10 protein-coding genes are annotated in these 13,144 nt (G+C 54.6%); 6 read left to right on the forward strand and 4 right to left on the reverse strand.

What is annotated here, in order from left to right; translation table 11 throughout:
- Positions 1 to 46 precede the first annotated feature (46 nt).
- From BLW37_RS09930 to BLW37_RS09950, 5 genes are all read left to right on the forward strand, one after another.
- Positions 47 to 802: a substrate-binding periplasmic protein gene (locus BLW37_RS09930; RefSeq protein ID WP_171907591.1), complete on the forward strand. Its 756-nt coding sequence runs from the start codon at positions 47 to 49 to the stop codon at positions 800 to 802.
- A 117-nt stretch (positions 803 to 919) separates the two neighbouring features.
- Positions 920 to 1,960, forward strand: a complete 1,041-nt coding sequence (locus BLW37_RS09935) for a hypothetical protein (RefSeq protein WP_091342381.1) — start codon at positions 920 to 922, stop codon at positions 1,958 to 1,960.
- Positions 1,960 to 2,349 (forward strand): hypothetical protein, encoded by a 390-nt coding sequence (locus tag BLW37_RS09940; RefSeq protein ID WP_091342382.1) that lies wholly within the window; start codon positions 1,960 to 1,962, stop codon positions 2,347 to 2,349. The genes BLW37_RS09935 and BLW37_RS09940 overlap by 1 nt, the downstream gene beginning before the upstream one ends.
- 41 nt (positions 2,350 to 2,390) lie before the next feature.
- A complete protein-coding gene (locus BLW37_RS09945; protein WP_091342384.1) occupies positions 2,391 to 2,762 on the forward strand; it encodes a hypothetical protein in 372 nt (123 codons plus the stop codon).
- A gap of 82 nt (positions 2,763 to 2,844) precedes the next feature.
- Positions 2,845 to 3,897 (forward strand): hypothetical protein, encoded by a 1,053-nt coding sequence (locus BLW37_RS09950; protein WP_091342385.1) that lies wholly within the window; start codon positions 2,845 to 2,847, stop codon positions 3,895 to 3,897.
- A gap of 50 nt (positions 3,898 to 3,947) precedes the next feature.
- On the opposite strand, the gene BLW37_RS09955 is transcribed toward BLW37_RS09950, so the two are convergent.
- Genes BLW37_RS09955 through BLW37_RS09965 form a run of 3 tightly spaced genes read right to left on the reverse strand, consistent with a single transcriptional unit; the run spans position 3,948 to position 11,358 of the window.
- Positions 3,948 to 7,010 (reverse strand): efflux RND transporter permease subunit, encoded by a 3,063-nt coding sequence (locus BLW37_RS09955; RefSeq protein WP_091342387.1) that lies wholly within the window; start codon positions 7,008 to 7,010, stop codon positions 3,948 to 3,950.
- Positions 7,003 to 10,290 carry an efflux RND transporter permease subunit gene (locus BLW37_RS09960; protein WP_091342388.1) on the reverse strand — a complete coding sequence of 1,096 codons (3,288 nt, stop codon included), beginning with the start codon at positions 10,288 to 10,290 and terminating at the stop codon, positions 7,003 to 7,005. The genes BLW37_RS09955 and BLW37_RS09960 overlap by 8 nt, the downstream gene beginning before the upstream one ends.
- A 9-nt stretch (positions 10,291 to 10,299) precedes the next feature.
- Positions 10,300 to 11,358 carry an efflux RND transporter periplasmic adaptor subunit gene (locus BLW37_RS09965; RefSeq protein ID WP_091342390.1) on the reverse strand — a complete coding sequence of 353 codons (1,059 nt, stop codon included), beginning with the start codon at positions 11,356 to 11,358 and terminating at the stop codon, positions 10,300 to 10,302.
- 308 nt (positions 11,359 to 11,666) lie between these two features.
- On the opposite strand from BLW37_RS09965, the gene BLW37_RS09970 reads away from it, so the two are divergent.
- On the forward strand, positions 11,667 to 12,038 hold the full coding sequence (locus BLW37_RS09970; RefSeq protein ID WP_091342392.1) for a thiol-disulfide oxidoreductase DCC family protein: 372 nt from the start codon (positions 11,667 to 11,669) through the stop codon (positions 12,036 to 12,038).
- A gap of 39 nt (positions 12,039 to 12,077) precedes the next feature.
- Here the strand turns inward: BLW37_RS09970 and BLW37_RS09975 are convergent, their stop codons facing one another.
- On the reverse strand, positions 12,078 to 13,082 hold the full coding sequence (locus tag BLW37_RS09975) for a tetratricopeptide repeat protein (protein WP_091342393.1): 1,005 nt from the start codon (positions 13,080 to 13,082) through the stop codon (positions 12,078 to 12,080).
- Between the last annotated feature and the right edge of the window lie 62 nt (positions 13,083 to 13,144).

Below are 13,144 nucleotides of genomic sequence, written 5' to 3' on the forward strand. Positions count from 1 at the left end.
ACTGCATCTACTACCCGTCCTGTTATTCATCCACTGTCTGTTGCCCTTGGTAGTATCTGCACATGAACAAAGCGCGCCGCTTCGCATTATCACTGAACATAGCCCACCAGCCAGTTATTTAAACGAACAAGGCAAGGTGGCAGGAGCAACCACAGAGCTTATCACGCAACTTGCCAATCAACTTGATGAAGACATCCGTATCGAGTTAATGCCCTGGGCAAGAGCCTTTTATACTGCTACTTCACAACCACGAACCGCGCTTTTTGAAACCGCACTGAGCGAAGAACGCAAGCCTTTGTTTCATTGGGTCGGTCCACTCAAGGTATACCGGCTCTGGGTGTATGGCCGGCAAGACCGGCTCACCGGACCGATAAATCTGGCCGAACTCAGCCGTTCGTATATTGCCTGTGAGTCGCTCGATTCAATTTATCTGCAGTATTGGCAACAACTGGGCTTTACCACCGAGCGACGCTTAGCCCTTACCCCCCGCAAAGCACAATGCCGGGATATGTTCTTACAACAGCGGGTGGATCTCATTATTTGGAACGAGCTGTTTGCCGGGAGCTTGCAACAGGATCTCCGGCAACAAGGGACTGAACTGGTGCCACTCATGCCCATTGATGATATTTATTTGTATCTGGTTTTTTCACTGGATCATTCAGTAGCCTACATTCAGCAATGGCAAGACGCCCTGGAACAAAGCTATCGCGATGGCAGTATGCGCGCCTTATACCAGGGTGTCTTTCCCGAAGCAGTGATTCAACGGCTGGAAGCGTTTGCCCAACAGCCTCTGCCAAATTAGCAGTAAAAACTATCCATCTAGTACATTACCATTTTCTGACATATACAAAATAATTGTATCTAAAATGTTCTTTCGGTAAAATTCCGCCACTTTAGCCGAGCGGATAAGGACATACAAATGGCAGATATTTACTTTCCAAGGACCACTGAGCGGGCGCAGGAGTTTTTTGCCGCAGAGCCTGATTTACTTGCTCAGTACCAGCGCCAAAACCCCAGCCGACATGGCTTATTGTTCCCTAACCAACCGTATTTGCTGAGCTGCCAGCCAGGGGATGAAGGTGTACTGTCTGCTTTTGATCGCTATTCTGCCCGCGAGCTGCAGCGCCTGCAGCAAATTGCTGATGCATACGACAACTACACCATAGCGCTTGCTTACGTCACTGAGGAATTGATCAAGCCGGTTATCCACCTGATCGATGAACATGGACTAACCGCAGCCGGCGCCATGGTTGGCGCTACCAACAGCAAATACACCGCATTTCAACGCTCCATTGTGCGCTACCAGCAAGCTCTGCTGGATTTGCACGAAGCCAGTCAGGCCAAGTCGCAGGTGCGCGGAGCCAGAGCCAGAGGAGCCCATAACCCGTTGCTGGCAGCAAAAGAGGCCCATGCCCGGCGCATGCATGCTGATATGACTGCTCGCTTTCAGGCTCAGCTTCAACGCTATCATGCAACCTTAGGAGCAAATGCCAGCCGCTCTGCCTTGCTGAACCCCGATCGCGCTGTGAATGTAGCTCGCTATGGCCGCAACAACCAACGGACCGGTCAAACCCTGCGCTTTGCCAATAGCCAGCAGGTAAGCACAGTGCAGCGTTTTGCCAGAGGCACCCAAGTAGCCAGCAGAGGGCTGCTTTTTATTGATGCTGGAGTACGTGCTAATAGTGTCTACCGTTCAGATAATCGTCTACGGGAGTTCATCACCCAGTATTTAGGTTTGGGCGCTGGAGCAGCAGCCGGCTGGATGGTTGGAAAAGGTGCTATCATCGCAATTAGTGCTCTAAGCTTATCTATGGCACTAACCCCGGTAGGCTGGGTCTTAATGGTAGGGACTGCAGCTGCTGTTGGTTTTGGAGCAGCCTATCATACAGACAAGGGCATGCAAAGAATAGCGGGGTATGGTTATGACACAGCCTCAGATTATATTCGGAGCCGCCGTTGATGGAATACACAGTACCGCTGTGGTATACGTTTCTAACCATTGCATTAGCGCTTTCAACTTTCATTGCCTATCCAATAGTTGCATTGTTTGTAACACGTCCTATTCAACGCATCTTGCGACAGAAGAATCAGGATCACATCAGTGACTGGGTCGTTTGGCCTTTTAAAAGCGGTTGGTATGCCATGGCCATCGTAGTGCCATTTGAGCGCTGGCGACATGAACGTAATCAGGGCTTTATGGACACAGTGCTGCCGATTAGGCAAGCCGCAAACCGGATGCAGTGTTGGTTATCCCTTTGGCTGGAAGTTAGCATGTTTGGCATGGTTTTCTTAATGCTTTGCGGTCTTTTCCTTGAGTTCATGGGTGTATGGTCACTTGGTAGTGGTTAGCGCGGGCCGCTTGTATGATAGGCACTTGCAAGGACTATTTAATGGATGACCCCATTCCTTTTTGGTACGACGCCTTTTTCTTTGGGTCGCTTATTTCAACTATTATTGCTTACCCAATAGTTGCGCTGCTCGTAACACGACCTATTCAGCGCAACTTGCAACAGAAGAATCAGGATCACATCAGTGACTGGGTAGTTTGGCCATTTAAAAGCGGTTGGTATGCCATGGCCATAGTAGTACCATTTGAGCGAATCAATCGTGGACGTAACCCGGAGTTTATGAACACTGTCCAGCCTATTCGACAAGCTGCGAACCGGTTGCAGTGGTGGTTATCGCTTTGGCTGGAAGTTAGCATGTTTAGCATGGTTTTGATTGGCTTCGCTGGTATGTTATTCCAGTCTTATATCGTTTAATCAGCCTTATAAACCAAGGCAATATTCGCTCTGTGGCAACATCGGTCGCTGAGCGCATGCTATCGCGTGGAATGGAATTCCTGTGGAAAAATTTCAGGTTAAAATAAAACGAATTTTTCTCCCCTTTCTGATCACCTCAACGGTCGCTATCGTTATTTTTTATGCCATAGTTTGGGTTTTCCTGATGAAAGCCCGGCTGCCCATAACGCCTTACAAAGATTATTTTTTTATGACTTCGATGGCACTTCCTGTGCTGTTTAGCGCATGTCTATTTCGCCCGCGCCTGTGGTTATTGCAGAAATCATACTTCGGTTACATTAGCAATTACAGCTTATACAATCTGTTTATTGCATTAGCCATGATGCATCCTATGATGTGTGCGATTGGCTATGTTGAGTACAGCTATTTCGGGCTGATAGAAGTAGAGCATGCCAAAGAGGTAACCGAATATCCTAACGAACAGTTTTTCCACATCAATCACCTGAAAATCGACACAGCCAAATGCAAACAGCATTCAACTTTAATTCCACCGACCAAACCAAAAGGCTATACGTATGACTTTGGGCTGTTTTATAGCTGCCCTATTGAAGGAGCATCCGGTGTTATGCTGGCTGAGCGATACACAAAAGGTCACAAAACTTCCACCAGAACCCCCTTTCATCACCTTAGCGAGCAAAGTGTATACAATGCCTTTTATGACTTTGCGCTGGAATCGCATCAAAAGTTCCAGCGGTTGGATGTCAACAGCATAACTTACTTAGAACAAGTAAAAGGCACATACAGCAAGATTGGTTTTTGCGAAGCCGCTTCAAAAGCGGGCGCTGATTGCGGCCAACAAAACCTGCTATTTTTGACGCCACAAACCAAAGCTTTCGAAGTCAGAGGGCACTACCTTATTGTACTGTCGATAATGTCTTACGGGGTGTACTCTTGCATTGTATTGCTGATGCTTCTATTCAGTAAATTGCATGATGATTATGACAGCATCGAAAACACCACCTTTACAGAAATCCTTGCTGCTCTTTTCCAGCGCTTTCAAGCCTACCGAAAGCCAGCATCAGCCTCTAACCAGGGCAGAACTGTCGGTTGGCAACATCCTAAGAGCCGAAGAAACAGAAAACGTCGCGGATTTTAGCTTCGTTTCAGGTGCGTAGCTTATGGCTGCGCACCTGAAACCACTATTGATTATTCAAACTGCCACACCTTGTTTGCCCAACGGCTGCTGCCTTGCAGCAGCCGGCTGGTCGCTTCGCGCAGCCGCACCAGACCATAGTAAGTGAGCGGCACCAGCAGCAAACTGGTTAGGGTGGAGAACAGCAGGCCGCCGATAATGGCAATGGCCATGGGGGCATAGCTTGGGCCGTCGCCAGCCAGCTGAGTGCCACCCAATGCCAGTGGCAACAAACCAAGCACTGTGGTCGAAACCGTCATCAGGATGGGCCTGAGCCGGGCGATGCAGGACTCAATGATCACATCCTTCAGTGCGGCTGTTGGCTGCAACTGCCGCTCCTGATTGATGCGATCGACCAGCACGATGCCGTTATTTACCACGATGCCCATCAGCACCAGCATGCCAATCATGCCCATAATGCTCATCGAGGTGCCGGTCAGCAGGAAGGTCCAGAACACCCCGACCAGCGAAAACAGCAAGGAGCCAATCACGGCGTTGGGCATTAACAAAGACTCAAACAAGGCCGCCATTACGATGTAGATCATCGCTACAGCCAGCAGCATATTGACCAGCATCACCTGCTGCGCCTCATTCTGGCGCTGAAAAGCGCCATGAAAAGACCACTGATAGCCAGCCGGTAAATCGACTTGCTGCATCAACTGGCGGATTTGTTGCTGCGCCTGCTCCATGGTAGCGCCATCGGCCAGGCTCATGCTAAGCGCGATGCCGGTTTGACGGTTCAACCGGCCAATGCGTGATAGCCGTGGGGCTATATTTAGCTCGGCCAGTTGCTGCAACTGAATGCTGCTGCCCGCTTGCACCAGGATGGGCAGAGCTGCCAGCTCGGCCAACGACTGGCTGATGCGCTCATCAAACTGCACCCGCAGCTGCACTTCGCCTTGCTGCTCGGTGCGGTAGGTGCGCAGATTGGCACCACGCAGCGCCAGCGCGACCCGCTCGGCCACCAGGCTGGCCGGCAAATCCAGCCGCGCCAGTTCGTCTTTATTCAGCACGATTTGTACTTCCTGCTGGCCGCGCTCCAAATCGGAGCTGACATTCTCCAGCGCCGACAAACTACTGAGCATGGGCTCCAGCATGGCTGCCTGAGCCAGCAATACCTCGGTGGATGGGCCAAGTAAATGCAGTTGCAAACCACCGCCACTGCCACCAAAGCTAAAGGATGGCCGTGAGCGTACCAGCGCCGGCCAGTCGGCCTGAATTTGCTGGCGCAGCTCAGCCAGTGGCATCGGCAAGTCGTCTTTTAATAAAATAATGGAGATGGCGTAGCCAGCCCGGTAATAGCTGTACACCGAATCAATGTGAAAACGCTGCTGGTTGTCGTACAAATACGCTTCCATTTGGCTGACTTCGGCCCGCACTTCCTCCAGGCTGTAATTGCCCTGCACCCGGTAGTTCATAAAGATGCGGCTGTTGTCTTCCATATCGCCATCGCCGCTGCCGACCTGGCCCAGCGGGATCACAATGCTGCCAAGCACCAACAAGGCCACCAGTGCTGCCAGTTTAGGCCAGTGCATCACGGTTGTAAGCAGCCGGCCATAAGCGCGCTCACCACGCCCGGAGCCGGCATTTTGCTGCACTGGCACCTTAAGCCGGGTGCTAAGCAGCGGTATTAAGCTCAACGACAGCAATAAGGAGATGCCCAGGCACAAACAAATAGCAATGGCGACATGCTCGAGGAAAATGGTCAGATCCATTTTCTGGCCAATGATGTTGGGTAAAAACACGATGGCAGTAGTGGCAGTACCCGCCAGCACCGCCAGACTGACCCGGCGCACCCCACGCTCGGTGGCCGCCCGAACATCACCGCCCAAAGCCCGCTCACGAAAAATACTTTCGGTCACCACCACGGCATTATCCACCAGCATACCAATGGCCAGCATCAGGCCCATCATGCTGAGGATATTTAAGCTGTAGCCCAGAAAGTACATGGCTCCGAGCGCCATAATAATGGCCGCAGGCACCGACAGCACCACCACCAGGGTGGTGGCCAGATGACGTAAGAACAAAAACAGCACGATAAAAGACAAGCCAGCGCCAATGCTGCCGGCCAGCAGCAAGTCACGCAGCGACGAGGTGACGCCCTTGGCCATATCGTCCATCACATACAGCTGAATGCCGGAAAAGGCCGGATTCTGATCGGCGGCGCGCACCACCGCCATCGCCGCATTGGCCACCTCAACCAGGTTGGCACCGGAGTCTTTAAATACATTCATGCCAACCGCATAGGTCTGGTTTAAATGACGGCCATCCTCACGCTTCGGCAATTCCAGCGCCACCGTTGCCACATCGGATAGCTGCAAACCGGGCCGGATCGGCAGGCGTTCTATCTCAGTAAGCGAGCGAAACTCACCGACAGGCTTCACCAAAATATGCTGCTCTGGGTTTTGCAAACTGCCGGCGGTGATGGCAAAGTTGCTTTGCCGAAGCTGGGCCAGCAACTGCACCGGATCGACATTGAGTGCATGCAGGCGGGCCGGATCGAGCCGGATAATCACCTGGCGTTTATCCACGCCATAGAGTTCAACTTTTGACACCCCGGCTACCCGCTCCAGCGGACGCTTGATGTGTTGTTCCAGCAAATCGTAAGCCAGGGCCAAATCCCGCTCGCTGGAAATGCGCAGCTGGAAAATCGGCATGTCGTCGGTATTAAACTGAAACACAAAGACCCGCTCCAGATCAGCCGGCAACTGGGCCCGCACCGCATCCAGCCGCTCGCGCACTTCCATGTTTTTGCTGCGAATGGGCTCGTCCCAGTTAAACATCAGCGAGATATCGGCGCTGTTTTCGTTGGAGAAACTGCGCATCTCCTGAATACCGCTGACGGTGGCCAGTGCTTCTTCAATCGGCCGGGTGATCAACCGCTCAATCTCGGCCGGAGTGGCATTGGGGTAGGGCGCCTGAATGTAGATCTCCGGAATATCGATGCCGGGAAATTTCTCCAGCGGCAACAACCGGCTGGCCAGCACACCAAACAGCAGCAACGAAATGCAGATCATGCAGACCGTGATGGGCCGGCTTAGCGCCAGCCGGGTAATGGCTAATGGTTGCTCAGTCATGATGCACCTCCGGCACAGCAGTCACATCGGTTGCTGCCGGCTCAGCGCCAGGCGCCCGATCCGGACTCACCAGGGCGTACAGCACCGGAATAAACACCAGCGTCAGCAAGGTAGACAACAGCAGGCCAAAGATCACGGTAATGGCCATCGGTGCCCGCACTTCACTGCCCTCGCCCGTGCCAAGTGCCAGTGGCAGTAAGCCCAGCACCGTGGTCAGGGTGGTCATCAACACCGGGCGCAGGCGGCTCTCGCCGGCTTGCAGCACCGCATCCCGTAGCAGCAAACCGCTCTGGCGCAGTTGATTGATACGATCAATCAGTACGATGGCGTTGTTCACCACAATACCGGCCAGCATGATGAGGCCAATAAAGACAATGACCGACAAGCCAGTACCGGTGAGCCAAAGCCCCAGGATGGCACCGGCCCCCGCCAGCGGTACGGTGAACAGGATCACCAGCGGTTGCAACAGGTTCTCGAACTGCGATGCCATCACCAGATACACCAGGAACACCGCCAGCAGCAAGGCCATCAGCAAGGACTGATAAGCCCGGCTCATTTCTTCACTTTGGCCAACCACCTCGGCCACCACCCCAAAGGGCAGCATTTGCTCGGCCAGCAGTTGACGCGCCAGCTGGGTGGCCTGCTCCAGGTCGCCATAGGCCAGATTGGCACTGACAATGGCGACGCGCTGCTGGGCAATGCGGGTAATTTCACTGGGGCCCAGTTCACGGCGAATATCGGCCACCGCAGCCAGTGGCAAGGGCGTGGCACTGCCCGGATTAATCACCAGCTCGGCCAGTTGCTGCTCGGTTTGACGGTAAGCCTCGTCCAGTCGCACCCGGATATCAATTTTCCGATCCTGCACCGAAAACTGGCCGGCGACATCGCCGCCGACATAGACAGCCACCCGCTGCGCCACTTCACGGGCGGTCAGGCCCAGCTGCGCCAACCGGCCGTGATCAAAGTACAGCGTCAGCTCCGGTTGGCCGGGACGCAGGCTGCTTTTCACATCGCTAAAACGTCCTTCTTGCTGCAAACGTTGCACCAGCGCATCGGCAGCCAGCTTCAGCTCCGCCAGCTCGTAACCGGCCAGTTCAATTTCCAGCGGTGTGCTAAAGCTCAGCAACTGCGGCCGTTCAAAGCGGGCCTGCACATCCGGGTAACGCGCCAGGAAGCTTCGCAGCTGCTCAATGCTGCGTGCTTCGGCAGCCGGATCGGCGCCGCCAGCCAGAACCAGCGATAGGCGCCCCCAATGACTGCCGCCAATGCTTGGGTCCACCGTCATCTGGCTGCCGGTGCCGGCCTGGCCATAACTGCGCTCAATCTCCGGCAAGGCTGCCGCAAAGACGGCCAGCTCCGTCATCAGTGCATCGGTCTGCTCGATGGCCGAGCCGATCGGCAATTGGATCTCAACATAGAATTCGCCCTGCGCCATTTCCGGCAGCACATTGGCACCGAGGCGTGGCAGCACACTGTAGCAAAGCGCTGCCAGTACCAGGGTAATGCCAATGGTGCCGACTTTGGCCTGCAAAGCCACCCCCAGCAGTGTGCGATAGGCAGTGGTCAGGTAGTGCAAAGCGCCCTGCACCAGCCAGAGCAAAGGCGAGAACAAATGCCCCAGCAACCAGCCAATCGCCCGCCATAGCAGCAATAGCAAGGCCAGCACCGCTTGCAGCGATGTTTGCAGCCCTTTCAGTGCCCAGCGCAGCGGCATCAACGGCCACTGGTACCAGCGCTCTGGCAACCAGCGAAAGCTGGCTGGCTCTGCCAAGCTATCAGCATCGCCTGAGGCAACCGGACGGCGTAACTGCCGTGCTGCCATGGTCGGAATTAAGGTCAGCGCCACCAGCAAAGACACCAGCAGCGCAAAGGTAACGGTTAACGCCTGATCGCGAAACAGCTGGCCAGCAATGCCTTCGACAAAGACCAGCGGGAAAAACACCGCCACTGTGGTCAGGGTGGAAGCGGTAATTGCCATGGCCACCTCGCCGGTGCCTTTGCGGGCAGCCGTGGGGGCGTCTGCGCCCTGCTCACGATGACGGGCAATGTTCTCCAGCACCACGATGGCGTTATCGACCAACAAGCCGACCGCCAGCGCAATGCCGCCCAGGCTCATCATGTTCAGGGTAATGCCCTGGCCATACATCAAATTAAAGGTGGCAATCACCGACACCGGAATGGACACCGAAATAATGACGGTCGCCCAGACATTGCGTAAAAACAGATAGAGCACCAGCATCGCCAAAGCACCGCCAATCAGGGCGGCGGATTTCACATCGGCAATGGCTTGCTTGATAAAAGCGGACTGATCGTACACCAAAGTCAGTTGATAACCGGCCGGTAACCGCTGTTGCAGTCTGGGTAGCGCTGCCAGCACCCGCTCGGCAACCTCGACGGTGTTGGCATCCCCTTCTTTGTAGATCGCCACTTCAATAGCTTCCTGGCCATTAACGTAGGTGACACTGCGCCGGTCGGCGAAGGCATCCCGTACTTCGGCCACGTCTTTCAGTAAAATACGGCTGCCATCAATGGTGGTCAGATACAGATCCTCCATATCGCTGAGCTGCTGAAACTGATTGATGGTGCGCACCAGGTAATCGTAGCCCGGTGTTTCCAGCCGGCCACCGGCCAGATTGAGATTTTCCTGCTTTAACCGGCTGCTTATCAGGTGCACATCCAGCTGCAACTGACTCAGTTTGTTTGGGTCGACCAGCACCTGAATTTCCTGGCTCAGACCGCCATCCGGCCGTACCGCCGCCACACCTGGCAGGGCTTCCATCCAGCGCCGTAACTCTTCGTCGGCAAAGGTGCGCAGTTCGACTAATTGGCGCTCACTTTGCAGGCCTTGCTCGCGGCTAAGCGCTAAGCGCAGTACAGGTTCCAGATTGGGGTTAAAACGCAGCAACACGGGTTTGTCGCTATCGAGCGGCAGCATCAGAATGTCGAGCTTCTCCCGTACATCCATGCTGGCCAGATCCATATCGGTGCCCCAGTCAAACTCCAGCACCACGTCGGAACGCCCTGCCCGTGACACCGACTGCACCCGGCGCACACCTTTGACCACCCCCAGTGCTTCTTCGATCGGCTTGCTGATCAGTTGCTCTACTTCGGCCGGCGCCGCACCGGCAAACTCGGTGCGCAGCGTCAGGGTTGGGTAGGACAAGTCCGGTAATAAATTCACCGCCAAACGGCTTAACGACACCAGACCAAACAACAGGATGCCAAAAGTAAACATCCAGATAGCAACAGGGCGGGCAACCGCGACATCAACCAGTTTCATAGGACGTCCTTAGTTAAAATCGCGGGTGTGAACAACCTGTACCAGGCTGTCATTTTTCAGGGCAGCATGACCGGCAATCACCACCTGCTGGCCGCTTTCAATACCGGATAACACTTCAACCGCCTGCTCGGCCTGATAGCCCAGTACCAGCGTCTGGCGCTGCACCCGACCTTCGCTATCCAGCACATAAACACTGTGCTGATTGTCGCTGCTCATCAGCGCCCGTTTTGGGATCAGCAAGGCATCGGTTTTGACATCAAACTGTACTTCCACCTGTGCAAAAAGCCCGGGGCGCAGCAGGCCACTCTGGTTGTCGATCAGCAAAGTCGCCCGTACGGTACCCGACTGGGCATCCACCACCGGGGCAATCCGATTCAACTCGGCCCGTAGTGGCGCATGGCCAGCCAGCTGCAGTAACACACCCTGGCCGACCCGGGCCTGAGCCAGTTGCTGCTCTGGCAGATGCACCACCGCTTCCAGCTGCTGGTTGGAAATCAGATGAAACAACGACTTGCCGGTAAACTGATTGATCAGCTGGCCGGTTCTGGCATAACGGCGCGAAATCACCCCGGCAAAAGGCGCGCGGATTTCGGTTTCAGCCAGCGCCAGCTCTGCCAGATCTACTGCAGCCTTGACAGCATCCAGCTGCCAACGCAGTTTGTCGTACACCTCGGTACTGACCAGTTGGCGCTGATGCATCTCGGTCATACGCTGCAGCTCACCTTCCAGCCGGCTTAACTCGGCCTGTTCTTTGGCCAACATCAGACGCTGACGCTCGTTATCCAGCACTGCCAGTAATTGACCAGCCTGGACTGCATCGCCTTCTTCCACCAGAATGTTTTCAATCACGCCACTGGCTTTGCTGATCAAATCCGCTTCTTCTCGGGCAGCCAGGGTGGTGGTGGTGCGGTAGCTGCTGCTGATTTCACCATGGCGGCTGATGGCAACCTCCACCGGAATGGCGATGTCGTCTGCCGAGGCTTTGTTGGGACTGCTTTGCGCCTGATTGCAACCGGTTAAAACCAGACCGGCGGTTAACAGAGCGCTGACAAAGAGGAGCTTGTTCATGATGGTGTTTCCTTGCTAAAAGCTGAGTCATTTCACCAGCTATTGCAGCCATCATGCCAACAAAGGCAGATAAAAATAACAGCATGAATTTAAAAGGAAAATACAGAGCTGACAGGGTAAGGGATCTCTGCGGCATTTTTGCTTAAATGGTCAGATTTCCACTTTTTTGGTCAAATTATTCATCGGCGCAGCGACCCGGCTGAAGTGGTGATCCTTGTCTCTGTGTGGCATAGTCCTCGGATACCCTGTTTATCCGAAAAGTGTTTCGATAAAAGCACTTAAGTTCACGCCTAAGGTTGGAGAACACCATGAAAACAGCAACGAAGCCGAAAATAGTGGTCTTTTACGATGGTGCCTGCCCAGGCTGCGTGCGCGACCGGGCCTGGTATGAGAAGCATGCCGGTCAAGGTGTGCAAGTGGAATGGCTGGATATCACTGGGCGTGACGACGAACTGCGCGCCCTTGACATAGACCCGCGCGCCGCCTTACTGGAGTTGCATGTGCAGGATGAACACGGCCGCGTGCTACGCGCTTTGCCCGCCTACCAACTGTTGCTGTCTCGGCTGCCCGGCTACCGCTGGCTGGCCTGGCTGATTGGCCTGCCGCTGATACGCTCTACTCTTTCCTGGCTCTACCGCCATTGGGTGCGCCGCCGTCTGGCGCGGGAAGGGCGGCTTTAGAGCGCTGCAGCAGCAACTTCAGCCATCAATCCCCATCATTTAAAGCGAAAGCTTGCTGATCTCGTCTAAAATCCGCTGCTCTTGGCTGCTGGCTTTTAATGGCTCCAGCAAGGCAAGGGCCAGCTCGGTTTCATCCTGCAGTAAATACAGCTGCGCCAGGCGCAAATCTGCCCAGTCCATATCAGGCAGTGCTGTGAATTGTGCTGTATCCAGCTGAGTGCGGTAATGCTGCAAGGCGGCAATGCCCTTCTCCAACTGAGTTTTCCCCACTAAGGCGCTTCGACCCAGCTGGTACCAGGCGGTCAACACCTGCGCTACGGCCGTCTTATCATCTGGATCGATACTGAGCTGAGTCGCCTGCTCAAACTCACTAATAGCCTGTTCATGCGAACCCTGGCGCTGTTGATACATACCCCGCAGCACAAAAGGCTCCGGCCGTGCCTGCAACAGCTCGGATCCGCCCACCAGGGCCTCAAAAGCAGCCTGATCCTGATTGGCTACATGCACTTCGAGCTCCAGCAAATCGCCTTGCAAGGCATCCCACTGCCTGACCCGTTGTGCAATCGATAAGGCCTCTTTTTTATCACCACCGGCAATAGAAGGAGCCTGAATGTGAAACTGAGCCAGCGCCCGTTGGTAAGTGAGGTTTTCCGGCTCAAGCGCCGCAGCCGCGGCAAAAGCATCGCGGCAGCGAATGGCAAAGCCCCGTGCTCTTAGCATAGTGACATTTTGTGCCTGATTGCAGCTGCTTTGGCCGTACCAGAACTGGTAATCAGCCTGATCGCTTTGCAGCTCGGCGGCTTTTTTTAAGTGCTTTTCTGCTGCGGCAGTATCTTGCAACCCATGAGCAGCCCGGCCTTGCAGATACCAGAATTCGGCTTGCTTCCCCAGGCTGCGCTGCAATGGCTGCAGTAATTGTTGTACTTGTTGATAGTCCTGCTGCTCCAGCAACTGCCGTGCCTGCTCCAGCGGAGCCTGAGCCGCCTGACTAACACCCACCCAGCACAGCGCTGCAGCTATCAGTAATTTGTTTGTTGTGACCATCTTATTGCTCCGGACTAACCTAGTGATACCATCCTACGCAGTCAGTCGCTGTATCGCACCTA

Source organism: Alkalimonas amylolytica (assembly GCF_900107845.1).
Taxonomy (GTDB): Bacteria; Pseudomonadota; Gammaproteobacteria; order Enterobacterales; family Alteromonadaceae; genus Alkalimonas; species Alkalimonas amylolytica.

Coding starts and splice junctions, on each gene's coding strand:
- BLW37_RS09945 (WP_091342384.1), top strand. CDS start 2,391: ATGGATGACCCCATTCCTTTTTGGTACGACGCCTTTTTCTTTGGGTCG.
- BLW37_RS09975 (WP_091342393.1), bottom strand. CDS start 13,082: ATGGTCACAACAAACAAATTACTGATAGCTGCAGCGCTGTGCTGGGTG.
- BLW37_RS09940 (WP_091342382.1), top strand. CDS start 1,960: ATGGAATACACAGTACCGCTGTGGTATACGTTTCTAACCATTGCATTA.
- BLW37_RS09955 (WP_091342387.1), bottom strand. CDS start 7,010: ATGACTGAGCAACCATTAGCCATTACCCGGCTGGCGCTAAGCCGGCCC.
- BLW37_RS09960 (WP_091342388.1), bottom strand. CDS start 10,290: ATGAAACTGGTTGATGTCGCGGTTGCCCGCCCTGTTGCTATCTGGATG.
- BLW37_RS09970 (WP_091342392.1), top strand. CDS start 11,667: ATGAAAACAGCAACGAAGCCGAAAATAGTGGTCTTTTACGATGGTGCC.
- BLW37_RS09965 (WP_091342390.1), bottom strand. CDS start 11,358: ATGAACAAGCTCCTCTTTGTCAGCGCTCTGTTAACCGCCGGTCTGGTT.
- BLW37_RS09935 (WP_091342381.1), top strand. CDS start 920: ATGGCAGATATTTACTTTCCAAGGACCACTGAGCGGGCGCAGGAGTTT.